This window comes from Roseibaca sp. Y0-43 (assembly GCF_020667835.1).
Lineage (GTDB): Bacteria > Pseudomonadota > Alphaproteobacteria > Rhodobacterales > Rhodobacteraceae > Roseinatronobacter.
This window is the reverse complement of record NZ_JAFMPR010000001.1, coordinates 173,608-196,399: the sequence shown is the minus strand read 5'-3', so window position 1 is coordinate 196,399 and position 22,792 is coordinate 173,608. Positions and strand designations below refer to the sequence as shown.

At 62.4% G+C, this 22,792-nt stretch carries 18 protein-coding genes; 6 read left to right on the top strand and 12 right to left on the bottom strand.

The window, feature by feature from the left end:
* Nucleotides 1–62: 62 nt before the first annotated feature.
* From glcF to J1C52_RS00930, 4 genes are all read right to left on the bottom strand, one after another.
* Nucleotides 63–1,352: a glycolate oxidase subunit GlcF gene (gene glcF / locus J1C52_RS00945; protein WP_227426039.1), complete on the bottom strand. Its 1,290-nt coding sequence runs from the start codon at nt 1,350–1,352 to the stop codon at nt 63–65.
* Between the two features lie 5 nt (nt 1,353–1,357).
* Nucleotides 1,358–2,458, bottom strand: a complete 1,101-nt coding sequence (locus J1C52_RS00940; protein WP_227426038.1) for an FAD-binding protein — start codon at nt 2,456–2,458, stop codon at nt 1,358–1,360.
* A gap of 155 nt (nt 2,459–2,613) precedes the next feature.
* A complete protein-coding gene (locus J1C52_RS00935; protein ID WP_227426037.1) occupies nt 2,614–4,047 on the bottom strand; it encodes an FAD-linked oxidase C-terminal domain-containing protein in 1,434 nt (477 codons plus the stop codon).
* Nucleotides 4,048–4,114: 67 nt separating this feature from the next.
* Nucleotides 4,115–4,717 carry an SAM-dependent methyltransferase gene (locus J1C52_RS00930; protein WP_227426036.1) on the bottom strand — a complete coding sequence of 201 codons (603 nt, stop codon included), beginning with the start codon at nt 4,715–4,717 and terminating at the stop codon, nt 4,115–4,117.
* A 159-nt stretch (nt 4,718–4,876) separates the two neighbouring features.
* Here J1C52_RS00930 and J1C52_RS00925 point away from each other — a divergent pair, with 159 nt between their 5' ends.
* Nucleotides 4,877–6,856, top strand: a complete 1,980-nt coding sequence (locus J1C52_RS00925; protein ID WP_227426035.1) for a protein meaA — start codon at nt 4,877–4,879, stop codon at nt 6,854–6,856.
* A 63-nt stretch (nt 6,857–6,919) separates the two neighbouring features.
* Nucleotides 6,920–7,729, top strand: a complete 810-nt coding sequence (gene xth / locus J1C52_RS00920; protein WP_227426034.1) for an exodeoxyribonuclease III — start codon at nt 6,920–6,922, stop codon at nt 7,727–7,729.
* 1,202 nt (nt 7,730–8,931) lie between these two features.
* Here the strand turns inward: xth and rpsA are convergent.
* From rpsA to J1C52_RS00880, 8 genes are all read right to left on the bottom strand, one after another.
* Nucleotides 8,932–10,611, bottom strand: a complete 1,680-nt coding sequence (gene rpsA / locus J1C52_RS00915) for a 30S ribosomal protein S1 (RefSeq protein ID WP_227426033.1) — start codon at nt 10,609–10,611, stop codon at nt 8,932–8,934.
* Between the two features lie 308 nt (nt 10,612–10,919).
* Nucleotides 10,920–11,921, bottom strand: a complete 1,002-nt coding sequence (gene gap, locus J1C52_RS00910) for a type I glyceraldehyde-3-phosphate dehydrogenase (protein WP_227426032.1) — start codon at nt 11,919–11,921, stop codon at nt 10,920–10,922.
* Nucleotides 11,922–11,998: 77 nt separating this feature from the next.
* Entirely contained in the window at nt 11,999–12,418 is a 420-nt protein-coding gene (locus tag J1C52_RS00905) for a rhodanese-like domain-containing protein (protein ID WP_227426031.1), read from the bottom strand.
* 13 nt (nt 12,419–12,431) lie between these two features.
* Nucleotides 12,432–13,373, bottom strand: coding sequence for an alpha/beta fold hydrolase (locus tag J1C52_RS00900; protein ID WP_304621943.1), 942 nt, complete (start codon nt 13,371–13,373; stop codon nt 12,432–12,434).
* A complete protein-coding gene (gene metA / locus J1C52_RS00895) occupies nt 13,348–14,265 on the bottom strand; it encodes a homoserine O-acetyltransferase MetA (protein ID WP_227426030.1) in 918 nt (305 codons plus the stop codon). The genes J1C52_RS00900 and metA overlap by 26 nt, the downstream gene beginning before the upstream one ends.
* A gap of 5 nt (nt 14,266–14,270) precedes the next feature.
* Nucleotides 14,271–15,125, bottom strand: a complete 855-nt coding sequence (locus J1C52_RS00890; RefSeq protein ID WP_227426029.1) for an ATPase — start codon at nt 15,123–15,125, stop codon at nt 14,271–14,273.
* A gap of 141 nt (nt 15,126–15,266) precedes the next feature.
* Nucleotides 15,267–16,343, bottom strand: a complete 1,077-nt coding sequence (locus tag J1C52_RS00885; protein WP_227426028.1) for an OmpP1/FadL family transporter — start codon at nt 16,341–16,343, stop codon at nt 15,267–15,269.
* 163 nt (nt 16,344–16,506) lie between these two features.
* Complete coding sequence (locus J1C52_RS00880; RefSeq protein ID WP_227426288.1) at nt 16,507–18,963, bottom strand: penicillin acylase family protein; 2,457 nt, start codon at nt 18,961–18,963, stop codon at nt 16,507–16,509.
* 127 nt (nt 18,964–19,090) lie between these two features.
* Between J1C52_RS00880 and J1C52_RS00875 the strand changes: the two genes are divergently transcribed.
* The 4 genes from J1C52_RS00875 (at nt 19,091) to murB (ending at nt 22,789) form a co-directional block, all read left to right on the top strand.
* Nucleotides 19,091–19,969, top strand: coding sequence for an NAD(P)-dependent oxidoreductase (locus tag J1C52_RS00875; protein WP_227426027.1), 879 nt, complete (start codon nt 19,091–19,093; stop codon nt 19,967–19,969).
* Nucleotides 19,969–20,496, top strand: a complete 528-nt coding sequence (locus J1C52_RS00870) for a gamma carbonic anhydrase family protein (protein ID WP_227426026.1) — start codon at nt 19,969–19,971, stop codon at nt 20,494–20,496. The genes J1C52_RS00875 and J1C52_RS00870 overlap by 1 nt, the downstream gene beginning before the upstream one ends.
* 3 nt (nt 20,497–20,499) lie before the next feature.
* The gene (locus tag J1C52_RS00865; protein ID WP_227426025.1) at nt 20,500–21,717 is read left to right on the top strand and encodes a hypothetical protein; all 1,218 of its coding nucleotides are present in this window, start codon (nt 20,500–20,502) and stop codon (nt 21,715–21,717) included.
* Between the two features lie 103 nt (nt 21,718–21,820).
* Nucleotides 21,821–22,789 carry a UDP-N-acetylmuramate dehydrogenase gene (gene murB, locus J1C52_RS00860; RefSeq protein ID WP_227426024.1) on the top strand — a complete coding sequence of 323 codons (969 nt, stop codon included), beginning with the start codon at nt 21,821–21,823 and terminating at the stop codon, nt 22,787–22,789.
* The last annotated feature ends 3 nt before the right edge of the window (nt 22,790–22,792 follow it).

Genomic DNA, 22,792 nt, shown 5'->3' with positions numbered 1-22,792 from the left:
CCGAAAAGACTGGATGCGATAGCGGTAGCCAGCAAGCAAGGCGTGCGCGCGGCGAAACCGTGTCAGTTTTGCGTCAGCGCGCGCGGGCGTGGCCCGCCCGTGGCCCAATCCAGCAATTCGACCGTGTGCACGACCGGGATTTGCGTGCCCCCGCCGATCTGCATCATGCAGCCAATATTGCCCGCCGCGATGACATCGGGCTGCTTTTCTTCCAGCGTCTGCACCTTGCGCGCTTTCAGCTGCCCCGAAATTTCGGGCTGCATCAGGTTGTAGGTGCCGGCCGACCCACAGCACAAATGGCTGTCGCGCGGCTCTGTCACCGTGAAGCCCGCACGTTTCAGCAAATCCTTCGGGTAGGTCTTGATCTGCTGGCCATGTTGCAGTGAACAGGCGGCGTGATAGGCCACTTTCATGTCCTGCTTCGCACCCTTGGGCAGGTCCAGCTTCATCAGCACTTCGCTGACATCCATCGCGATCTCGCTCACGGCCTTGGCTTCTGCGGCCAAGGGCTCGTTGCGGAACATGTGGCCGTAATCCTTCACGGTCGTGCCGCAGCCGCTGGTGTTGATGACGATTGCATCCAAGCCCCCGGCCTGCATTTCGCGATACCATGCGCGGATGTTCTTGGCCGCCGTGGCGTGGCTCTCGCCCGTCTTTCCCATGTGGTGCGTCAGCGCCCCGCAACAGCCTTGGCCGTCCGCGATGACAACTTCGGCCCCAAGGCGGCGCAGCAGGCGGATGGTCGCGTCGTTGATGTCGGTATTCAAGGCACGCTGCGCGCAGCCCGTCATCAGCGCCACGCGCATCTTTTTCGGCGCGTCTGGCGCAAAGACCTGCGGGTCGTCATTGCGGCTGACGGGGGGGATGGTCTTCGGCGCCATTTCCAGCATCGCGCGCAGGCGCGGGTCGGGCATGAGGTGGCGAAACGGCCGCCCGATCTTCGCGCCAAGCAAAGCCAGCCGGAAGCGCCCCGGATAGGGCAGGATCTTGGACAGCACCCAGCGCAGCGCGCGCTCGGTCAGGGGCCGCTTGTAGGTCTGCTCGATATATTCGCGCGCGTGGTCCACCAGATGCATGTAATGCACTCCCGACGGGCAAGTGCTCATGCAGGCAAGGCATGACAGGCAGCGGTCGATATGCTTGACCGTCTTCGCATCCGCCGGGCGGCCCTTTTCCAGCATGTCCTTGATGAGGTAGATGCGCCCGCGCGGGCTGTCCAATTCATCGCCCAGCACGGCATAGGTGGGGCAGGTCGCGGTGCAAAAGCCGCAATGCACGCAGGTGCGCAACACCTCGTTCGACCGCTGGATGGCGGGGTCTTTCAACTGCTCTGGCGCGAAATTGGTCTGCATCTGGATTATCCCATCAGGCCGGGGTTCAGCACCCCGCGCGGATCGAACTTGGCCCGCAGGCCTTGGGAAAGCGCCGCGATCGGCGCTGGTTCAGGGTGGAAAACGGGCAGGCGCGTGCGGGTCGGATCGCTTGCGCGCACCAGCGTTGCGTGGCCTGCGATCGGCCCGATCTTGGCGCGCAGGTCGGTGCCCTCTGCTACCCGCGCCCAGATCAGCCCGCCGCCCCAATCCATCTGGACGGGCGCGCCGATGCGGGCCACCACCGAAGGCGCATCCGATGGTTTGACCGAGATGCGCCAGACATCGCCCGACTGGCCCGCGAAGGCCGTGACATCGCGCAGGCCGCGCCAGAGCGCGACACTGTCTTCTGCCTCCAGAACCTGCCAATCGCCGCCCAGTGCGTCAGCCAAGGCGGATTTGCGGTAGCGGATCTGCTCGGAAAACCCCTCGATGCGCAGGCACACGCGGCCGTCCACGTCGCGCGCCGCTGCGTTCACCTCGTAAGGCGTGCCAAGCGCGTCGGACATGACCCGCACGGCGACTTCGGGGCTTTTCGCATCGCTGACCAGCGTTGCCTGCACCTCGGGCACGGGCAGCAGCTTGAAGCTGCATTCGCTCAACACACCCAGCGTGCCCCAAGACCCGGCCATCAGCTTGACCAGGTCATACCCGGTCACGTTTTTCATCACGCGGCCACCATTTTTCACGATGCGCCCCTGCCCATCGACGAAACGCACGCCGATCAGGCTGTCGCGGCAGGCGCCCACGACAATGCGGCGCGGGCCAGAGGCATTGGCAGCCACCATGCCGCCCACGGTCGGTGTACCCTCAACCCCCAACAGCGCGCGCATGTCCATCGGCTCGAAGGGCAAGCGCTGGTTCTCGGCTGCCAGCGCCGCCTCGACCTCTGCCAAGGGCGTGCCTGCGCCAGCGACCAACGTCAACGCGCCAGGCTCATACAGTGAGATGCCGGACAGGCCGCCCGTCTCCAGAACCTCGCCCGCGCTGGCCGCGCCAAGGCTGCGCGTGCCGCCGCCGCGAATGCGCAACGGCCCGATCGCCCCGCGCACGATCTCTGACAATTCGGTCTCTGTGGCAGGGCGCATGGGCGACCCTCCTTCTCAGGCTGTCTGTTTCATCCTTGCCCCAAATATCCTGGGGGTGAATGGGCGCGTCAGCGCCCAGAGGGGGCAACGCCCCCTTCGCGCATGTTGCGCAAAAGTGGGAACCGGTTTTGCGCAACAAAACATGCGGCCTCGCGTTACGCCGCGCGTCTCGCGGCGCTGGCATCCAGCGGAAAGACCTTGGCGGGGTTCAGCAGCCACTCCGGGTCGAACACGTCCTTGACGGCCATCTGCGCATCCAGATCGTCGGGTGCGAATTGCACGCTCATCAGGTCGCGCTTCTCGATCCCCACGCCATGCTCTCCGGTCAGGCAGCCGCCCACCTCGACACACAGCTTCAGGATTTCCGCGCCGAACGCCTCGCACAGTTCCAGATCGCCCGGCTTGTTCGCATCATACAGGATCAACGGGTGCATGTTGCCGTCGCCCGCGTGGAACACATTGGCCACGCCAAGGCCGAATTCTTTCGACATCTCGCCAATCCGTTTCAGCACATGCGGCAGGCTTGATACCGGGATCGTGCCGTCAAGGCACATGTAATCGGCGATCTGCCCCATCGCGCCGAAGGCCGATTTGCGGCCCAGCCAGATCTTCTTGCTTTCCTCGTCCGACTGGCTTTCGCGCAGCTCGACCGGGTTATGCCGGCGGGCGATCTGCTTGATAAGCCCAAGCTGTTCGTCGATCTCGGCATCCGATCCCTCGACCTCGACGATCAGCAGCGCCTCGCAATCGGGGTATCCGGCATGGGCGAAATCCTCGGTCGCGCGAATGCATGGGCGGTCCATGAATTCGATCGCCACCGGCAGCACGCCCGCCTTGATGATGTCGGACACGCATTCGCCCGCCACTTCGTTGCTGTCGAACCCCATCAGCACAGGGCGCGCGCCTTCGGGTTTGGGCAGGATGCGCAGGGTTGCTTCGGTCACGATGCCAAGCTGGCCTTCCGACCCGCAGATCAGCCCCAGCAGGTCATAGCCCGCCGCGTCCAGATGCGCGCCGCCGATCTCGATCACCTCGCCCGCCATCGTGACCAGCGTCACACCCAGCAGGTTGTTGGTGGTCACGCCGTATTTCAGGCAATGCGCGCCGCCCGAATTCATCGCGATATTGCCCGCAATCGCACAGGCAAGCTGGCTGGACGGGTCGGGCGCATAGAAGAAGCCGTCGCCTTCGACCGCGCCTGTGACGGCGAGGTTGGTGATCCCCGATTGCACGCGGATATAGCGGTCCTCAAGGCTCGTCTCCAGCACCGCGCGCAGCCGCGCGACGCCCAGGATGATCGAATCCTCGGTCGGCAGCGACCCGCCTGCAAGCGAGGTGCCCGATCCGCGCGGCACCACGGGCACGGCTTCCTCGTGGCAGATCTTCATGATCGCCGCGACCTGTTCGGTGCTGTCGGGCAGCACCACGGCCATGGGCAGGCAGCGATACGCGGTCAGCGCGTCGCATTCATAGGCACGCCGTTCCGCTTCGTCCGAGATCAGCGCCTCTGGCGGCAGCACCTCTGCCAGCCGCGCGATCACGCGGTCGCGCTTCGACAGAATCGCCGCATTCGGGATAGGCATTTCCATGATCGGTCCTCCCAGCCGGTATTGGTAAAATATTATTACCAATTTCGTGAATTGCAAGCAAAACCTGTCAGCCCGGTTTGCGCGCGATGAAGTCAATCAGCGCCGACATGCCGACATGGCCGCTGCCTTCCTGAATCTCGCGATCATAGGCACGGCACAGCGCAACCTGCCAGCCGGGAAAAGCGGCGCGCAGCATCGCTTCGGTATACAGGTTTTCAACGGCGCGCGGCCCGCCTGTGCCATAGGCAAGTTGCTCGGGCCGGTAGCCGTGCAGGAACAGCACGCCGCCGGGGCGCAGGCAGGTGGCCATGCGCGCGAACATCGCCGCGCGCGCGGTCGGGCCGGTGAACTGGATGAAGATACCCGCCACAAGGTCGAATGCCCCCGCCCAATCGGCAGGCCAGTCGGCCAACAGGTCCGCCTGCACGAAATCGACCGCAACGCCGCGCGCATTTGCCAATGCCCGTGCCTTTGCCAGCGCAGAGGGTGCGTAGTCGGCTGCGGTCACGTGCATCCCCCGTTCGGCCATGAAAACGGAATTGCGCCCCTCGCCATCGGCAACCGCCAGCGCCCGCGCGCCGGGTGCCAGCCATGCGGCATGATCGCGCAAGGCGGCAGCCGGTTCTGTGCCGAACACGTAGTCGGGGCGGTTGAAACGGTCTTCCCACATGGCGTTTTCCATTGGTTAACAGGGTTTTCCTGCCCTTTTATAGGCAAATCATGGCCCCTGTCCCATTTGCCGCAACGCAGCGATTTAGGCTTGACATTATCTTGCGCCTTTTGCAGGTGTTTAGGCAAGATAATTACGCACCCTTTCCCGGAGGCCAAAATGACCGACCAGCCCGCCAAGCCGCAAAAGGATAAGCCCTGGCTGTTTCGCACCTATGCGGGCCATTCCACGGCCAAGGCCTCTAACGCGCTTTACCGTATGAACCTGTCCAAGGGGCAGACGGGCCTGTCGGTGGCCTTCGATCTGCCCACGCAGACAGGCTATGACAGCGATCATGAACTCTCGAAGGGCGAAGTGGGCAAGGTCGGCGTGCCGGTCTGCCATCTGGGCGATATGCGCCTGCTGTTCGACCAGATCCCGCTGGAGCAGATGAACACCTCCATGACGATCAACGCGACCGCGCCTTGGCTTTTGGCGCTCTATATCGCGGTGGCAGAAGAGCAGGGGGCCGATGTCAGCAAGCTGAACGGCACCGTTCAGAACGATCTTATCAAGGAATACCTGTCGCGCGGTACCTATATCTGTCCGCCCCAGCCGTCGATGCGCATGATTACCGATGTCGCGGCCTATACCCGCGAACATCTGCCCAAATGGAACCCGATGAACGTGTGTTCCTACCACCTGCAAGAAGCGGGGGCCACGCCGCAGCAGGAACTGGCCTTTGCGCTGGCGACCGCTTGCGCGGTGCTGGACGATCTGAAAACCAAGGTTCCGGCGGAACACTTCCCGCAGATGGTCGGGCGCATTTCCTTCTTCGTGAATGCGGGCATTCGCTTCGTGACCGAAATGTGCAAGATGCGCGCCTTCGTGGACCTGTGGGATGAAATCTGCCGCGACCGCTACGGCATTGACGACCCGAAATACCGCCGTTTTCGCTATGGCGTGCAGGTCAACAGCCTTGGCCTGACCGAGCCGCAGCCGGAAAACAACGTCTACCGCATTCTGATCGAAGCGCTGGCGGTCACGCTGTCGAAGAAAGCCCGCTGCCGTGCGCTGCAACTGCCCGCCTGGAACGAGGCGCTGGGCCTGCCGCGCCCATGGGACCAGCAATGGTCGCTGCGCCTGCAACAGGTTCTGGCCTATGAAACCGACCTTCTGGAATATGACGACCTGTTCGACAACAACCCGGCCGTGGACCGCAAAGTGGCCGAGTTGATGGACGGCGCGCGCGAGGAATTGGCCCGCATCGACGAAATGGGCGGCGCGGTCAAAGCCATCGACTACATGAAATCGCGGCTGGTCGAGGCGAATGCCGAACGCATCGCCGGTATAGAAACGGGTGACACCATCGTCGTGGGCGTGAACAAGTTCACCACGACCGAACCCTCGCCGCTGACGACCGGCGAAGACGCGATCATGGTGTCTGACCCCGATGCAGAGGCCGACCAGATCGCTCGCCTGAACGAATGGCGCTCCTCGCGCGACGAGGCTGCCGTGCAAACTGCCCTTGCCGATCTGCGCGCGGCCGCCCGCGATGGTCGCAACGTCATGGCCCCCTCGATTGCCGCCGCGAAAGCGGGTGCCACCACCGGCGAATGGGGCGAAACCGTGCGCGCGGCGTTCGGCCAGTATCGCGGCCCGACCGGCGTGTCGCGCGCGCCCTCGAACCGGACCGAAGGGCTGGAAGACGTGCGCGAAGCCGTCGATGCCGTCAGCGCCAAGCTGGGCCGCAAGCTGAAATTCGTGGTCGGCAAGCCGGGGCTGGACGGCCATTCCAACGGGGCCGAACAGATCGCCGCCCGTGCCCGCGATTGCGGCATGGACATAAGCTACGAAGGCATCCGCCTGACCCCGGCTGAAATCGTCGCCGCCGTGCGCGACGAAGACGCGCATGTCGTGGGCCTGTCCATCCTGTCGGGCAGCCACATCCCGCTCATGGGCGACCTGATGGACCTGATGCGGGCCGAGGGGCTGGGGCATATCCCCGTCATCGTCGGCGGCATCATCCCCGATGACGACGCAGAACGCCTGCGCGCCATGGGTGTGGCCAAGGTCTACACGCCCAAGGATTTCAAACTGAACCAGATCATGATGGACATCGTGGCGCTGGTGGACCGCGAACCCATCGCGGCGGAATAAACGCCCCTTGCCCCGCCGGTGCAGGCGGGGCAATCATGCCCCCCAACACATCAGGGGGTGCGCATGAAACTGGTCAGCTTCAACATCAACGGTATCAAGGCGCGCGGCCCGGCGCTGACCCGCTGGCTGGACGCGGCCAAGCCCGATGTGCTGGTCATGCAGGAAATCAAGTCGGTCGATGAGGCATTTCCGCGCGAGATATTCGAGGAACGCGGCTACCATCTGGAAACCCACGGGCAAAAGGGCTTCAACGGGGTGGCGATTGCGAGCCGTCTGCCGCTACGCGATGTCTCGCGCGGCTTGCCTGGCGACGATTACGATGTGCAGGCCCGCTATATAGAGGTAACGGTCGAGGGGCCGCAGCATAGCCTGCGCGTCTGTGGCCTATACCTCCCCAACGGCAACCCGGTGGAATTGGACGACGCGGGCGCACCAGTGCCGGGGGGCAAATACGCCTATAAACTGGCATGGATGGAGCGCCTGCGCGCGCGGGCAGAGGCTTTGCTGGCCACGGAAACCCCCTTCGTCATGCTGGGCGATTACAACATCATCCCGCAGGCAGAGGACGCGGCACGGCCCAAGGCGTGGGAGACTGACGCGCTCTACCGCCTGCCGTCACGAGAGGCGTTCCGCGCGATCCTGAACCTAGGCCTGACCGACGCTTTGCGCGCCCGCACGCAGGCGCCGGAAAGCTACACCTTCTGGGACTACCAAGCAGGCGCATGGGACCGCAATGACGGCATCCGCATCGACCACATCCTGCTATGCCCCTATGCCGCCGACTGGCTGGTCGAGTGCGGCATAGACCGCGCGGTGCGGGGAGAAGAGAAGCCCTCCGACCATGTGCCGATCTGGGCGGAGATGGGGGTGTGAGGGGTTCCGATGAATGGATAATATAGCCAAAACTATCAGATTTCATTTCTTGGCTTTCCAGCATGATAAGAAGTGCCGTGACGAATATAGTTGAGACGTTAGCATTTAGCTTCCGGAAATCTCAATGATTAGAGTTAAAGCTATGGACCCAGATCGAATTAATCTCACTTCGGATAGAAAACTCTATTTGTGGAAATAGATTGAATAGAAAACCTCGCTTGGAGCATATTAGTAAAAACCTGCGGATTTTTTGGCACAAAATTATTTATATTGGTTAGATATTTTTTTATTCACAAAATTTTGCATGAAGAACCAAAAAAATATGAAAACGATAATGCAAAGAAATAACAAGCATGTACATTGGATTGAACAAGGTATAAAGGACAAAGTGAGCAGGACCAAAATTAGTCCTAGGTCGATAAAAACCCATCGACCGTAGAAGCGGACGATTCCACACTTTTTTGCGAACCCAACTTGATGTTCAATCTGTGCATCGGAAACAATCGCGATGCAATCACTCTTCCTGACGAGTTTTTGCGGCTTCCAGACAATATTTGTCGAGAGCTTGGTCACCCACTGCCTACGCTTTGTTAGCGCCCACCAGCTTGGAGGGCAAAACACTGGGTGCCGATTAGCGCAATGAAAACCTTTCAAGATGATCCGGTACTGTTTTCCTGACAGAGAACATGGTGGATTTTGCTGCTTTGTCAGGTACACCCGACCTTCCGTAAATCCAATGATCCTGCTGCTTGAGATTATTTTTTTAAAGGATTCTTCATCGGTCCAGTGCGATAATTCACGGTGATTCGGATTCTTCACGGGCCCAACTATCTGTGTTCATGACTTGATTATCTTGTTGCTATAATTATAGGATTTTATCCACTTTATACTCAATATATATTTTGAACCGATGTCGAAAATAATTTCAGCATGCGAGTTTTCAAGCGAATTCAGATTTTAAAGTGTCTGTTTTTCGGGACTCCGGCGTCCGCTCAGTATGCGGCTGAGTCGCGTTTAACCCCTGTTGCGAATGCCGAGGTGGTGAAAATGATGAGGCGACATGTGTGACGAAGGTCAGAAAGGCCCGGACAGCAGCTTCCTGTTCGATCTTGCCGTATTCCATTATCTGATTCCTCTCTCCAGACAAAAAGGCCGCAGCATCCGCTGCGGCCTCTCGCTTTCCCTAACCGATCCGCAAAAGATCAGTCGCGGTCCTTGAGCGCGGCGCCCAGGATGTCGCCGAGGCTTGCGCCTGCGTCGGACGACCCGAACTGTTCCACGGCCTCTTTCTCTTCCGCGATCTCGCGCGCCTTGATCGACAGGCCCAGACGGCGGGTCTTGGCGTCTACGCTCGTCACACGCGCGTCGACTTTGTCGCCCACCTGGAAGCGTTCCGGGCGCTGGTCGGCACGGTCGCGGGCCAGGTCCGAGCGGCGGATGAAGGCTTTCATGTCGTTATAGACGACCTCGATGCCGCCATCCTCGATCGAGGTGACTTCGCAGGTCACGACAGAGCCGCGCTTCACGCCTTCGACAGCTTCAGAGAAGTTGTCATTGGCCAGTGCCTTGATGGACAGCGAGATGCGTTCCTTCTCGACATCGACCTCGGAGACCACCGCCTGAACGATATCGCCCTTGCGGTATTCCTGGATCGCGTCTTCGCCGCGCTGGTCCCAGCTCAGGTCGGACAGGTGCACCATGCCGTCGATATCGCCTTCCAGACCCACGAACAGACCGAATTCGGTGATGTTCTTGACCTCGCCCTCGATCTGGGTGCCGGTCGGGTGCTTCTCGGCGAACTGCTCCCACGGGTTGCGCAGGGTCTGCTTCAGGCCCAGCGACACGCGGCGCTTGGCGCTGTCGATTTCCAGCACCATGACTTCCACTTCCTGAGAGGTGGAGACGATCTTGCCGGGGTGCACGTTCTTCTTGGTCCAGCTCATTTCCGAGACATGGACCAGACCCTCGACACCGGCTTCCAGTTCGACGAAGGCGCCGTAATCGGTGATGTTGGTCACGCGGCCCTTGTGGACGGATTCCAGCGGGTAATCGCGCTCGACCGAATCCCACGGATCGGCTTGCAGCTGCTTGATGCCCAGCGAAATGCGGTGCGTGTCCTTGTTGATCTTGATGACCTGCACCTTGATCGTTTCGCCAATGGTGACGACTTCGGACGGGTGGTTGACGCGGCGCCATGCCATGTCGGTGACGTGCAGCAGGCCGTCAACGCCGCCCAGATCGACGAACGCACCGTATTCGGTGATGTTCTTGACCACGCCATCCACGGTCTGACCTTCGGCCAGTTGCGAGATGACCTCGGCGCGCTGTTCGGCGCGGGATTCTTCCAGAATGGCGCGGCGCGACACGACGATATTGCCGCGGCGACGGTCCATTTTCAGGATCTGGAAGGGCTGCTTCAGACCCATCAGCGGGCCGGCATCGCGCACGGGGCGCACATCGACCTGGCTACCCGGCAGGAAGGCCACGGCGCCGCCCAGATCGACGGTGAAGCCACCCTTGACGCGGCCGAAGATCGCGCCTTCGACGCGGGCCTCGTCTGCGTAGGCTTTTTCCAGCTTGTCCCAAGCAGCTTCGCGGCGGGCCTTGTCACGGCTGACAACGGCTTCCCCGCGTGCGTTCTCGACGCGCTCCAGGAAGACCTCGACCTCGTCGCCGACGGCGACGGCGGGGGCTTCACCCGGATTTGCGAATTCTTTCAGATCGACACGGCCTTCCATCTTGTAGCCGACGTCGATGATGGCCTGGCCGGCCTCGATTGCGATGACCTTGCCGGTCACGACACTGCCCTCGGCAGGGGTGTCCATTTCGAGGCTCTCGTTGAGCATTGTCTCGAAGTCTTCCATGGTTGCTTTAGCGCACATTCAGATCAAGTTCCTTTGTTCATGTTGCTGGCCAGACGGTTGACTCCGCCGGTCTTTGGGTTGTCGTCAGGCAGCTTGGCCGACATGTTTTGGACAAAACACAAATCTGGGCCGGTGCAAGCACCCGTCCCTGTCCGGATCACATGCGCGGCCCGTGGGGCCACCTGATTGCGCGTGTCCATAAGCGGTTGGGCGCGCCATGGCAAGGGTTTTGGGGCGGGTTTGGCGGTATTCCGCGGGGGTGGGGCGCAATGAATAACGCCGCGCCCTTGGGGCGCGGCGTAGCATTGTCCGAGCGTCAGGCCGCTTTAGCCCGCCTTGGCCATCGCGGCGGCCGTATCCAGCATCCGGTTCGAGAAGCCCCATTCGTTGTCATACCATGACAGCACCCGCACCATACGCCCTTCCAGAACCTTGGTCTGGTCCAGATGGAAGATGGACGAGCGGGGGTCATGGTTGAAATCCATCGACACATTGGGCTGGTCGGTCACGCCAAGGATGCCCTTCAGCGGGCCATTGCTGGCGGCGGCAACGACGGCGGCGTTCACCTCTTCTTCGGTCACATCGCGCGCGGCCTCGAATGTCAGGTCGACGACCGACACGTTGGGTGTCGGCACACGGATGGCCACGCCATCGAGCTTGCCCGCCAGTTCCGGCAGCACCAGACCCACGGCCTTGGCGGCACCGGTGCTGGTGGGGATCATGCTCATGGCTGCGGCGCGGGCGCGATACATGTCCTTGTGCATGGCATCCAGCGTGGGCTGGTCGCCCGTATAGCTGTGGATCGTGGTCATGAAGCCGCGCGAAATGCCCACGGCGTCATTCAGCACCTTGGCCACGGGCGACAGGCAGTTCGTGGTGCACGACCCGTTCGACACGATCTTGTCGCCCGCCGTAAGGCTGTCATGGTTCACGCCGTAAACGATGGTCTTGTCGGCCCCTTTCGACGGGGCCGAAACCAGCACCTTGCCAGCCTTGCCCAGATGCACCTTGGCCTTGTCGGCATCGGTGAAGATGCCGGTGCATTCCAGAACGATGTCGATATCGTCCCAAGGCAGGTTTGCCGGGTCACGCTCTGCGGTGATCTTGATCGGGCCACGGCCCACGTCGATCGTGCCGTCGCCCACCGTCACCTCGGTCGGGAAGCGGCCATGAACGCTGTCGAAACGCAGCAGATGCGCGATGCTCTCGACCGGGCCAAGGTCGTTGATCGCCACGATCTCCAGATCGTCGCGGCCCTGTTCCACCAATGCGCGCAGCACCAGCCGCCCGATCCGGCCAAAGCCGTTGATTGCAAGACGTGTGGTCATGGCAGTCCCTCCGATTGTGTTGCGTTTGCGCTAACATGAAAGCGCTGCGAAAATCAAGCGGGCAGAATGGCGCGGGATCAGCAGGTTTCGCAGCCTTGCGCGCGCGTGGGGGCAGAGGGCTGGTAGCCGTCGCGGATCAGCCGCGTGATGCCGCCCTGAATGTCGATCACCGGCTGCTCCAACCGCTCGGCCAAGGCGCGCGCGGCAATGTTGGTGCGGTTGCCGGTGCGGCAGATCAGGGCCACGGGGCGCCCGTCAAGCTGGGGTGCCAGCGCCTCGAGGAACGCTTCCGGCGTGTCGAAATACTCATAGGTCAGCAAATGGGCATTCGGCAGAACGCCGGTCTGCTGCCACTCCTCGGGGCGGCGAATATCGACCAGCAGCACATCCGCCGCCTCCAGCTCTGCCGCCGTGGGCTGGGCGACATAATGTTGTTGCGCAAACGCCGGGTTGCCAAGGCCAAGAAACGTGACAAGGGCTAGGATGACAAGGCGCATGATCTCTCCGGGGTCAGTTGGCGGTGGCGCGCGCATGGGTGCGCCGGATCGCATCTGCCACATCTTCGGGCCGCGCGTGATGCGGCATATGGCCCACGCCGGGCAGGATGGTCAGCTTGGCATTGTCCAGCGTATCCGCCATGCGTTGCGAATGAAAGGACAGGCCCACGGTCGTATCTTGGTCGCCATGGACGATCTCGATAGGCATCTCCAGCGCTGGGTAGCCGCCCGACATCGCCTCGACATAGCCCTTCAGGCTGTCGACCTGCTTCGCGTTCAGCGAAAGCTGGCTGGCGCGCAGTGTCAGGTCATAGCCCAGATGGTCCATGTAGCCCTCTGGCACCGGGTTGGGGGCAAAGACACCCTCCAGGCTGTTTTGCACCGCAGCGCGCGGCGCAAGCCCCGCCACAAGGGGCAGGATCACGTTTTGCCCCAGCCAAGACGCCGATAGCTGATACCACAGCCCCAATTCGCCCGGCCACGGATAGACGGCGGGGGCCAGCAGCGTCAGACCCGCCACGTCATCGGGTGCTTGCAAGGCCCATGCCATCGCAACCGCGCCGCCATAGGAATGGCCCAGCACGATCGGGCGCTCGACGCCAAGTTCCGCCACCGCGTCGCGCAGGATCGAGGCCTGTGCAAGCGGGCTTTGCGGGCCGCCGAACGGGTCGGAATGGCCAAAGCCGGGGCGGTCCAGCGCGATCACGCGGAACTCTTGCGCCATGCGACCGGCCAAGTCGAAGGTAAAATCGCGCGCATTGCCATTCGCGCCGTGGATCAGCACCAGATCCGGCCCTTGCCCCTGCACGACCGCGTGAACGCGCCCGCCGTCAAGCGCCACGAAGGCGCCTTGGGGCGGGGACTGGACCGTATCGGCGGCTTGCGCGCAGGCCATGGTCGTCGCGGCCAATGCCGAGAAAAGGGCGGCCTTACCGGCCAATCTGGTCAATATCATAGGGCGTTGTCTGGTAAATCTGGTTGATCCAGTTACCATATAGAAGATGCGCGTGGCTTCTCCAGCGATTGAGCGGCATCCGCGCGGGATTGTCATCCGGGTAATAGTTGCGCGGCACGTTGATGGCTTTGCCTGCCTCTACGTCGCGGTCGTATTCTTCCTTCAACGTGGTGCTGTCATACTCGAAATGGTTCAGGATCATCAGCGCCCGGTGCGCGGGGTCTTCGATCAGCGCGGGGCCAACCTCGTCAGAGGCGATCAGGGTTTGCAAGCCCGGCACGGCATCGACCTCTGGCTGGCGCAGTTCCGTCCAGCGGCTGACCGGGATCAGTACATCGTCAGAGAACCCGCGCAGATAGGGCGAGGCGGGGGCGAGGTTGCGGTGCCGGAAACAGCCAAACGCCTTTTCCGCCAGCATGTGCTTTTGCACGCGGTGGAAATGCCACAACATCGCCATGCCACCCCAGCAGACCCCGAACGTGTGATGCACATGCGTCTGGGTCCAGTCGAACACCTCTGTCAGCTCGTCCCAATAGGTGACATCGTTGTAATCCAGATGCTCGATCGGCGCGCCGGTGATGATAAGGCCGTCGAATTTCTCGTCCTTGACGTCGGCAAAGGGGCGGTAGAATTCTTCCATATGCTCGGCGGCAGTGGTCTTGGTTTCGTGCTCTGTCATGCGGATGAGCGACAGCTCGATCTGCAAGGGCGTGGCCCCGATCAGGCGCGCGAACTGGTTTTCCGTCTGGATCTTCTTGGGCATCAGGTTCAGCAAACCGATGCGCAGGGGCCGGATGTCTTGCCGCGAGGCTGCGCTGTCCGACATCACCATCACCCCTTCGCGCGAGAGCACGTCAAAGGCAGGCAGGGTTTCGGGCAGTTTGATGGGCATCTGTCTTAGTCCAGCTTGGTCGCAATCAAGGTGTTGAAACTATCGCAATCGGTGATCTTGGCCACTTCTTCGGCGGTGACGGTCACGCCCCATGTTTCGGCCATGGCGCGGTAGCGCGGTGCGCGGTGCGCAAGCGCGCGGGCATAGGTCCAGCGCACGAAGGCGTCGGGATCGACCTTGTCCTCTGGCTGGCCGGTTTGCGACAGGTAGTCGGCCCAGGCCGCGTGCAGGAAATCGGGCTGGTAATACATGGGCTTGGGCGCGCGGTCGAAACGGCGGATCAGTTCCGCCGTGTGGGCGTCCGACCCTTCGATCCAGACGGGCAGCACATGGTCGGCCAACTCGGTCATCAGCGCATCCCCTTTGTCGAACGGGTCGATCACCTCGCAGATGGACCCGCCGGTGTCGCAGACGAAATTGCGGTAGCCGTAGAGCTCTTTGGCGCGTGCGATAAAGGGCACGGTGTCACGCAGCGCCGCGATTTCGGCGGCGCGGTGCTGGTCTTGGCGGCGCATGTATTCGTCGAAGGGCAGCCCGCCTTTGTCCGGATCGCCCGGCTTGCCCAGATAGGTCGAGAGCGGCGCCAAGTTGTCAAAGGTGATGTTCGACGAGATATAGACCGAATCCGTCAGCAGAAGCTCGCGCAGCAGCGGCACGCGCATGGCTTCGCGCTTGAAATTGTCGGCGATGTATTCGCCCATGTAGCGCGTGCCGATGCGGTAATCGACCGAGTAGTGGAACCAGTCGCCGCCCTCGCGCAACAGCTTCGCCAGATGCGTCTTGCCCAAGCCCGACATGCCAAACAGCATGACGCGGCGCTCGGTGGCGTTGGTCCAGTCGCGGGCAGAGGGCAGGGGCATGGGTCAGGTCCACTTGCGGGGGGCGTGGCCTAGCTAGACCCAAGGCGCGCGCGCGTCAATCAAACCCGTTGGGCGCAGGCCCAAGAAAAAACCCCGCCCGCACAAAGCGGACGGGGCCGAAGATACTAAAACGCACGTCACTCAGAAACGGAAACCGACGCGGATACCGGCCCCAATGGTCGAGTTATCGTCGAAATTGCTGCCCAGCGTGGTGGTGGCCTGACCGATGCGGGAATACTGGATGCCCCCGCTGATGGTCACGGCGTCGCGCGTGTAGGACAGGCCCACACCGATGGAGTTGCGCTTGCCGATCGGGCCAAGGTTGCTGGTCGGGTTGCCGGTGCCGGTGTCATGCGACAGGCTGAGCGAGCCGGACCAAGTGTCGTTGAACTTGCGGCCCACGCCCAGCGTGTAGGTCATGGAGTTCTTCGGGTAGGACACGATGTTGATGCCCAGTGCCGGCGCGGGGATCACGAAGTCTTTCCAGTGCACCCAGCGCACAGAGCCGAAGACCAGCGTGTTCTCTGCCACACCCGAGCGGAAATCCAGGGTCAGCGATTCCGGGATCTTGGTGCTGAAGGTCGTGGCCGGAAGCGGCACACCGCCGAAGGTTTCGCGCACGTCGAAATCATGCTTCACCGCCGAGTTGTAGGTCAGCGACACGCGCAGCGCGATCTCGGGCTTTTCATAGGCGACACCCAGCATGTAGCCAAAGGCCTGATCGGTGTTGCTGCTCAGCGTGTAGGGTGCGGGAATGATCGGCGGCAGCGCCGGAATGGCAACCGCGCCGCTGGTCCAGACAGAGCGGATACCGGCATAGGCCGAGAAGCCGCCATCGAACTTGTAGCGCAGCATGGCGGTCAGCGCGGTGCTCTTGATCTCGCCGCTCAGGCCCGTCAGCGCAGACCCGACCGGATAAAGCACATCCGCCCCGATGGGCTGGTCCAGCGTGATCGCATAGGCCCAGTTGTCGCCCAAATCGGCCTTGTAGCCAATCGACCCGGTGAAGAAGCTGTTCGCGATGTTGCCGGTGGGGAACCTGCCCAGCAGCGGCGAGGTCACGCCTTCAACCTTGGGGCTTGCGTAGCTTGCGCCGAATTCCAGGTAGCGGCCTTCCTCGAACAGGATGGAAATCGGCTGTGTCGAGCGCTCGACGCCGCCCGCAAGGGCAGGGGCCGCCGCGACAGAGGCCGTGAGCGCAAGAATGACGTTCCGCATGTGTGATCCTCCCAGATCCGGCGCGCCCTCCGCGCACCGTCATGTGACATTTGTTTGACACATGCCACCAACCACACGGGCTTGTCATTTTTTACTTTAGGTCAACTCTTGTGCAACGTGGCGTTACGTTGCCCAAAAGCCACGCAAACCGTCCCAGAAGCCGCTATTGCGGCACCAGCGTGATGACACCGATCGTGCCCGCGCGCGCCAGATCGGGGTCGAGCGTCATCGGGATGTATTCGCCGCGCCGCCACAGGTCGCCCAGATCGTCATAATGCCGCGACAGCGGGTGCCCCGATTGCCCGGTCGAGATGATGAAGACAGAGCTTTCCGGGTCGACAAAATCATAGACCCCGCGATAGACCGGCCCCATGACATTGGCGAAAGGCTCGTCGCCCAAACCCGCCGCGCGCCCCATGTTCAGCGTATGATCGCCACCGGATGTGGATTGCCGGATATTCACGACAAAGCGCAGCATCGACGCATCGCGCAGCACCGGGTGGTCATGGCGCGCGATATGCGCGTCGCCCCAGCGCCAGCTTTCCAGATTGTCGCCAAAGCGTTCCGACAGGCGCAGCAGCGCGTCATCCAGCGCAACCAGTGCCATGTCATCGCAGGTTTCCGTGACAGAGGATTGGATGATGTCGCACCACGCCCCCGCGCCTTGCTGGTCGCGGAACACGCGCGCCACGAAAGCCGGGTCCATATGGGTGAATTCATCGGCCAATGGCCCAAGCTCGTCGCGGATCAGCCGCTCTTGCAGGGCCCGCATCCATGCCGTGTAGATCAGCGGCTCTGGCAGATGCTCGTTCATCTCGCCATTCCACTCGGCCAGCAGCCGCAGGGCGCGCTGGCGGGTATGGGCGCGGGTGCCCTCTGGCGCGGCATCGCCAGAGAACCACAGGTTCGCGGCCACCAGCGGCAGCAGCGCGCGCGCGGCGGGGCTGACGGTGTCAAGCTGCGCCTCGATGAAGCTGTCGCGCGTGTGCACGCTGCGCGCCTGCACCAGATGACCCAAACGTTCGATCCGCTGGCTGTCGCCCCAGTCATGGCCCACATGCAGCGGGAAGGGGCGGTCCAGCAATTGGTTATTAGTGTTCAGCAAGATGCCCGCTTCCGGGTCGGTAAAGCTGGGATTGGCGGAATAGGGCAGGGTGCCCAACCACCGGTTTTCCGCCTGCCAGCCGGGGGCGGGCATATGGCCTTGGGTGAGCGAGTCTGCGCTACGGCGGGGCAGGCGGCCAATGGTCTGCATGGCAATGCGCCCCGGCTCTGCCAGCATCAGGTTCTGCGCGGGTGCCACGAAATCCGCGCCCGCCGCGATGGCCGCATCCAGCGTTTGCGCGCGCATCAACCCCATCAGGGCGGTGATCGAGCGATCCTCGGGCAAGAGCGCCGTCCAGCCCAAGGTCGCCACATGGCCCGGCGGGGTGACGCTTGCCAGATCGAACAGGCCGCCGGACAGCACCGGGCCGTTCTGCGACCAGCGCAGGGTCAGCGTGACCGGGTCTTCGTCCTTGATGCGGATGATCGAGCCACGGCTCTCAAACGTCGCCCAGCCCTCTGGCGTGCGGTATTGCGTGGGGTCGGCCGGGTTCAACTCTTCCAGAAACAGGTCGCTGTCATCGACGAAGGCCGCGCCCATGCCCCAGCCCAGATTGGGCGAACGGCCCGACAGCACCACCGGCACACCCGGCACAGTCGCCCCGATCACGCCGCCGCTTTGCAGCTCCAGCCGGGCCAGATACATCATGGACGGGGCTGAAAGCGGCGCTTGCGGGCTATGCGCCAGAAGCGCGCCGTCTGTGGCCGCGCGGGCGGGTGCGGCGGCAAAACTGGCCGAGGCCGTGCGCAGTTCCGGCAGCGGCAACATGTCGAACGGGTCGGCCTCTGGCGCAGAGATCACACCGCGCGGCACGCCGGGAAAGATGCGGCCGTAATCGGGCAGCATCGCCGCGCTATCCGACATGACATCGGGCAGAACGCCGCTCAGCCCTGTCCCCTCCAGCGCAAGCGACAGGCGCGCACGCCGAACCTCGCGGGCGATCTGGGTGTTCTGCTGCACTGCCATCAGCTTCAGGATGGCTATGCTGTCGGCGGGCTGCCAGAGCGGCATTTCCGCGTCGAACAGGAAGAATTCCGGCGCACCACGCCCCTGCGCGCCCTCGTTCACCTCGATCAGCCACGCATTCACCCCATCGGCATAGGCGGCCAGCGCCGCCTGCGTGGGCGCGTCCTGTGCCGCCACCGCATCGCGCGACAGGGTGTATAGGTCCAGCCGCCGCATCAGCTCGTCCACGCGCAGGGTCGAGCGCCCGAACATTTCCGACAGGCGACCCTGGGCCATGCGCCGCGACATTTGCATCTGCCAGAAGCGGTCCTGCGCATGGGCATAGCCCAGCCCGAAGAACACATCGGCGTCACGCACCCCGAAGATATGCGGCACCGCATGGGTGTTGCGCACGATCTCGACCGGGGCGGAAATACCCTCGACCACGCGCCGCCCGTCATAATCGGGCAAGGACCGCGAGGCGAAGAAATACACGCCGACAAGGGCCAGAAGCGCGATCAGCGCCAGGCCTAGGAACATCCTGACCAGCCATCGAAACAGGGTAAACATTGGCACGGGGCGTCAGAGCTTTACTTTTGGCGTTGCGTTGGGGCTGATAGGTATGCCCCATGCACGGGAAGCGCAATCGTTAGAACATCGGCTGCGCGATCACAAGAATTCGAGAGGGAGAGAGACTATGGCGAAACTGGCATTCCTTGGCCTTGGCGTAATGGGCGGCCCCATGGCGGGCCATCTGGCAAAAGCGGGCCACGAGGTGACGGTTTATAACCGCACGACCGCCAAGGCCGAAGCTTGGGCCAAGGAACATGGCGGCGCTTGGGCCGCGACCCCGGCCAAGGCGGCCGAAGGGGCCGCGTTCGTCATGGCCTGTGTCGGCAATGACGACGACCTGCGCAGCGTCTGCACCGGCCCCGACGGCGCCTTCGCGGGCATGACCAAGGGCGCGATCTTCGTCGATCACACCACCGTCTCGGCCCAAGTCACGCGCGAGATGAACCAAGCCGCCGCCGATCTGGGTCTGGGCTTTGTCGATGCGCCCGTCTCTGGCGGGCAGGCGGGTGCTGAAAATGGCGTTCTGTCCATCATGTGCGGGGGCGACGCCGCGCAGTATGCCAGTGCAGAGCCGATCATGGCCGCCTATGCCCGCGTGTGCAAACGCATGGGCGAGAGCGGCGCGGGCCAGACCGCCAAGATGATGAACCAGATTTGCATCGCGGGCCTTGTGCAAGGCTTGGCCGAAGCCCTGCATTTCGGCGAGAAAGCCGGCATGGATGGCCGCGCCGTGATCGAGGTTATCAGCCAGGGCGCTGCCGGATCATGGCAAATGGCCAACCGCCACGGCACCATGCTGGATGGCGAATTCAACCACGGCTTCGCGGTGGACTGGATGCGCAAGGATCTGGCCATCTGCCTTGCCGCCGCCGATGACGTGGGCGCGTCCCTGCCCGTGACCGCGCTTGTGGACCAGTTCTACAAAGAGGTTCAGCAAATGGGTGGCGGACGTTGGGACACGTCCAGCCTGATCGAACGGCTGCGCAAACTGGGGGGCGCGTGATGCTCTACGCGCTTGGCGACCGCCGCCCCACCTTGCCCGAGGATGGCGACTATTGGGTCGCCCCCGGCTGCCACCTGATCGGCGACATCGTGCTCCACAAGGGCGCGTCGGTGTGGTTCAACTGCACGCTGCGCGGCGATAATGAGGCGATTGTTGTGGGCACAGGCAGCAACATTCAGGAAAACTGCGTGCTGCACACCGATATGGGCTATCCGCTGGTGATTGGTGCCAATTGCACCATCGGGCACAAGGCGATGCTGCATGGCTGCATCATCGGCGACGGGTCGCTCATCGGGATGGGGGCCACGGTGCTGAACGGCGCACGCATCGGGCGCGGCTGCCTGATCGGCGCGGGCGCGTTGGTGACAGAGGGGAAAGAGATCCCCGACGGATCACTGGTGATGGGCTCGCCCGGCCGCGTGGTGCGGCAGTTGGACGAGGCCGCGCAGGTGAAGCTTCTGAAGTCGGCGGAAGGCTACCGCGCCAACATGGCCCGCTTCAAGGCGGGGCTGGTGGCGGTGGAGTAGGCTGTGCGGGCAGAGGAAATTGAAGATGCTGCTAGCATTCTTGCTTGGCTGACCGCCCTTCCCCAAGGGACGGCGGAAGAGCGAGAAACCGCGCGACGATGGGCAATTGTAATTGCCCATCGTGCTGCTCTTCGGTGCCTTCCAACTTATCTCGATTACGTTCTGTCTGCTTCGAAAAACGATAGTGGCGATGAAATCATCAAAGCGTTTCGTGCGTTGATAGTTTCTTCGTGTTCGTCTTTCTTCGGGGAAGAGGATGTTCGACGATCCGCAAGAGCCGTTAATTTTGAAGGTGAACCGGTCGCTCCCGGGCTTGCGGCGAAAGCTGCTGCCCAGCAAGCGTGCGCTGCGGTGTACGCGCTTCCCCCGTGGCTCCCTGTGCAACGTTCGATAGAATTTTCTTGCTATCCATTTTTTGAGCAAATCCCGGGGCGTGCGTTCCGATATGATGCAACGATCATTGAGTATGCCTCGGACCCTGATTGTTACAGTCTCTGGCCGGGAGATGAAGAATTCTCTGATTTCTGGCAGGACCGAAACCCGCTTCTTTCAAAGTGGCACGAGAATGTTAGTCCAAAACTGTTGGATATGCACGAAGGCTGGCGGTTTTGGGTGAATTGGTATGAAGCATCTCTTTACGGAGTCCCGTTTGGGACAAACATGAACGGAGCAATACCCGCTCATTATAAGGACCATCAGACTTGGAGAGATCACGCCAAGCTGGCGTTAAAAATCGCCCTCATCGACCCCGCCGACTGGGACAAAGGCGCCGACCACGTCAACGCGCTGATCCAGCGGATTGTCGAGCAGCACAACCTCGCCAAAGATGCCCGCGCGTTGAAAGAGGAAATCGCGCTACTCAAAGAACGCCTGCAATCCGTCGAGCATCGCAGCCACAACAACCCGCCCGAATTGGTCGATGAAACGGTTGCCGCGCAAAAAGAAGTGACGATCATCTGGGCAGCGCTGGACGAGGCGGAGCAAGAACTCGAAAGGCCCGACCCTGACCCAACTGTCTTGGAGCAGATCGGGCGCAAGCTGCTCGTCGCGGCCAAAGCAATTGGCGCTTACTGTGCTTCCTTGGCCGATGTTGTGGTAAAAAAGGTGGTTGCGACGGGTGCGGTGGGTCTTACGGGTTTGTATCTGGCTGAAAACGCGGAGAGCATCGCACTATTCGCAGAAAGGCTATCGCAATTCGCCAAATCCTTGGGCGCACCCTAACCCCCTTCATCTTGCCCCAAATACTCACCCTCCCGCGGCACCACCAAAACGCGACCGCCTCGCCCATCTGGACACCCCCCGCAACCTGCGCTACGCCCTCCACATGCAACCCGACCAGATCGCCATACGCGGCCAACTCACCCCGAACCGTCCGCTCGACAGCCTGACATGGCTGCGCGTGGGTGGGCCTGCGGATTGGTTGTTTCAGCCTGTGGACGAGGATGATCTGGCCGATTTCCTGCGCCAGCTTGCGCCCGAGATACTGTTGTTTCCCATGGGCGTCGGCTCCAACCTCATCGTGCGCGATGGGGGTATCCGGGCAGTGGTGATCCGGCTGGGCCGCGGCTTCAACGGGATCGAGATCGGCGAGACGATCACAGCCGGTGCCGCAGCGCTCGATGCGCATGTCGCCCGCAAGGCCGCCGATGCGGGGCGCGATCTGACCTTCCTGCGCACCATTCCCGGCAGTATAGGGGGGGCTGTGCGGATGAATGCGGGGTGTTACGGCTCCTACGTCAAAGACCACCTGATCGAGATCACCGCCATAGACCGCGCGGGCGCGCGCCATGTCATCCCGGCGGACGCGCTTAACCTGCAATACCGCCAATCCGACTTGCCAGAGGGCATGGTCGTCACCCAGGCCCGCTTTCATGCGCTCGCGGGCGACCCCGCCACCCTTCATGCCCGCATGGAAGAGCAACTCGCCAAGCGCGACGCGACGCAACCCACGAAGGACCGCAGCGCAGGCTCGACCTTTCGCAACCCGGCCGGGTTTTCCTCGACCGGCCAAGCGGATGACAGCCACGAGCTGAAAGCGTGGAAGGTGATCGACGATGCGGGGCTGCGTGGGGCAAAGCTTGGCGGCGCGCAGATGTCGCCCAAGCACCCGAATTTTCTGGTCAACACCGGTGGCGCATCGGCCACGGAACTGGAAGCCTTGGGCGAAGAAGTGCGAAAAAGGGTTTTCCAAACCAGCGGCCATTCGCTACACTGGGAAATCATGCGTGTGGGCGAAGCAGGCCCGCAAGCAGACTTGCCACCGTTGCAAACAAACGGGGCAGGGGCAGAATAACGC

Bases quoted from the DNA above. Each gene is read 5' to 3' on its own strand.
- glcF (WP_227426039.1), bottom strand. From the start codon at position 1,352: ATGCAGACCAATTTCGCGCCAGAGCAGTTGAAAGACCCCGCCATCCAG.
- J1C52_RS00940 (WP_227426038.1), bottom strand. From the start codon at position 2,458: ATGCGCCCTGCCACAGAGACCGAATTGTCAGAGATCGTGCGCGGGGCG.
- J1C52_RS00935 (WP_227426037.1), bottom strand. From the start codon at position 4,047: ATGGAAATGCCTATCCCGAATGCGGCGATTCTGTCGAAGCGCGACCGC.
- J1C52_RS00930 (WP_227426036.1), bottom strand. From the start codon at position 4,717: ATGTGGGAAGACCGTTTCAACCGCCCCGACTACGTGTTCGGCACAGAA.
- J1C52_RS00925 (WP_227426035.1), top strand. From the start codon at position 4,877: ATGACCGACCAGCCCGCCAAGCCGCAAAAGGATAAGCCCTGGCTGTTT.
- xth (WP_227426034.1), top strand. From the start codon at position 6,920: ATGAAACTGGTCAGCTTCAACATCAACGGTATCAAGGCGCGCGGCCCG.
- rpsA (WP_227426033.1), bottom strand. From the start codon at position 10,611: ATGTGCGCTAAAGCAACCATGGAAGACTTCGAGACAATGCTCAACGAG.
- gap (WP_227426032.1), bottom strand. From the start codon at position 11,921: ATGACCACACGTCTTGCAATCAACGGCTTTGGCCGGATCGGGCGGCTG.
- J1C52_RS00905 (WP_227426031.1), bottom strand. From the start codon at position 12,418: ATGCGCCTTGTCATCCTAGCCCTTGTCACGTTTCTTGGCCTTGGCAAC.
- J1C52_RS00900 (WP_304621943.1), bottom strand. From the start codon at position 13,373: ATGATATTGACCAGATTGGCCGGTAAGGCCGCCCTTTTCTCGGCATTG.
- metA (WP_227426030.1), bottom strand. From the start codon at position 14,265: ATGCCCATCAAACTGCCCGAAACCCTGCCTGCCTTTGACGTGCTCTCG.
- J1C52_RS00890 (WP_227426029.1), bottom strand. From the start codon at position 15,125: ATGCCCCTGCCCTCTGCCCGCGACTGGACCAACGCCACCGAGCGCCGC.
- J1C52_RS00885 (WP_227426028.1), bottom strand. From the start codon at position 16,343: ATGCGGAACGTCATTCTTGCGCTCACGGCCTCTGTCGCGGCGGCCCCT.
- J1C52_RS00880 (WP_227426288.1), bottom strand. From the start codon at position 18,963: ATGTTTACCCTGTTTCGATGGCTGGTCAGGATGTTCCTAGGCCTGGCG.
- J1C52_RS00875 (WP_227426027.1), top strand. From the start codon at position 19,091: ATGGCGAAACTGGCATTCCTTGGCCTTGGCGTAATGGGCGGCCCCATG.
- J1C52_RS00870 (WP_227426026.1), top strand. From the start codon at position 19,969: ATGCTCTACGCGCTTGGCGACCGCCGCCCCACCTTGCCCGAGGATGGC.
- murB (WP_227426024.1), top strand. From the start codon at position 21,821: ATGCAACCCGACCAGATCGCCATACGCGGCCAACTCACCCCGAACCGT.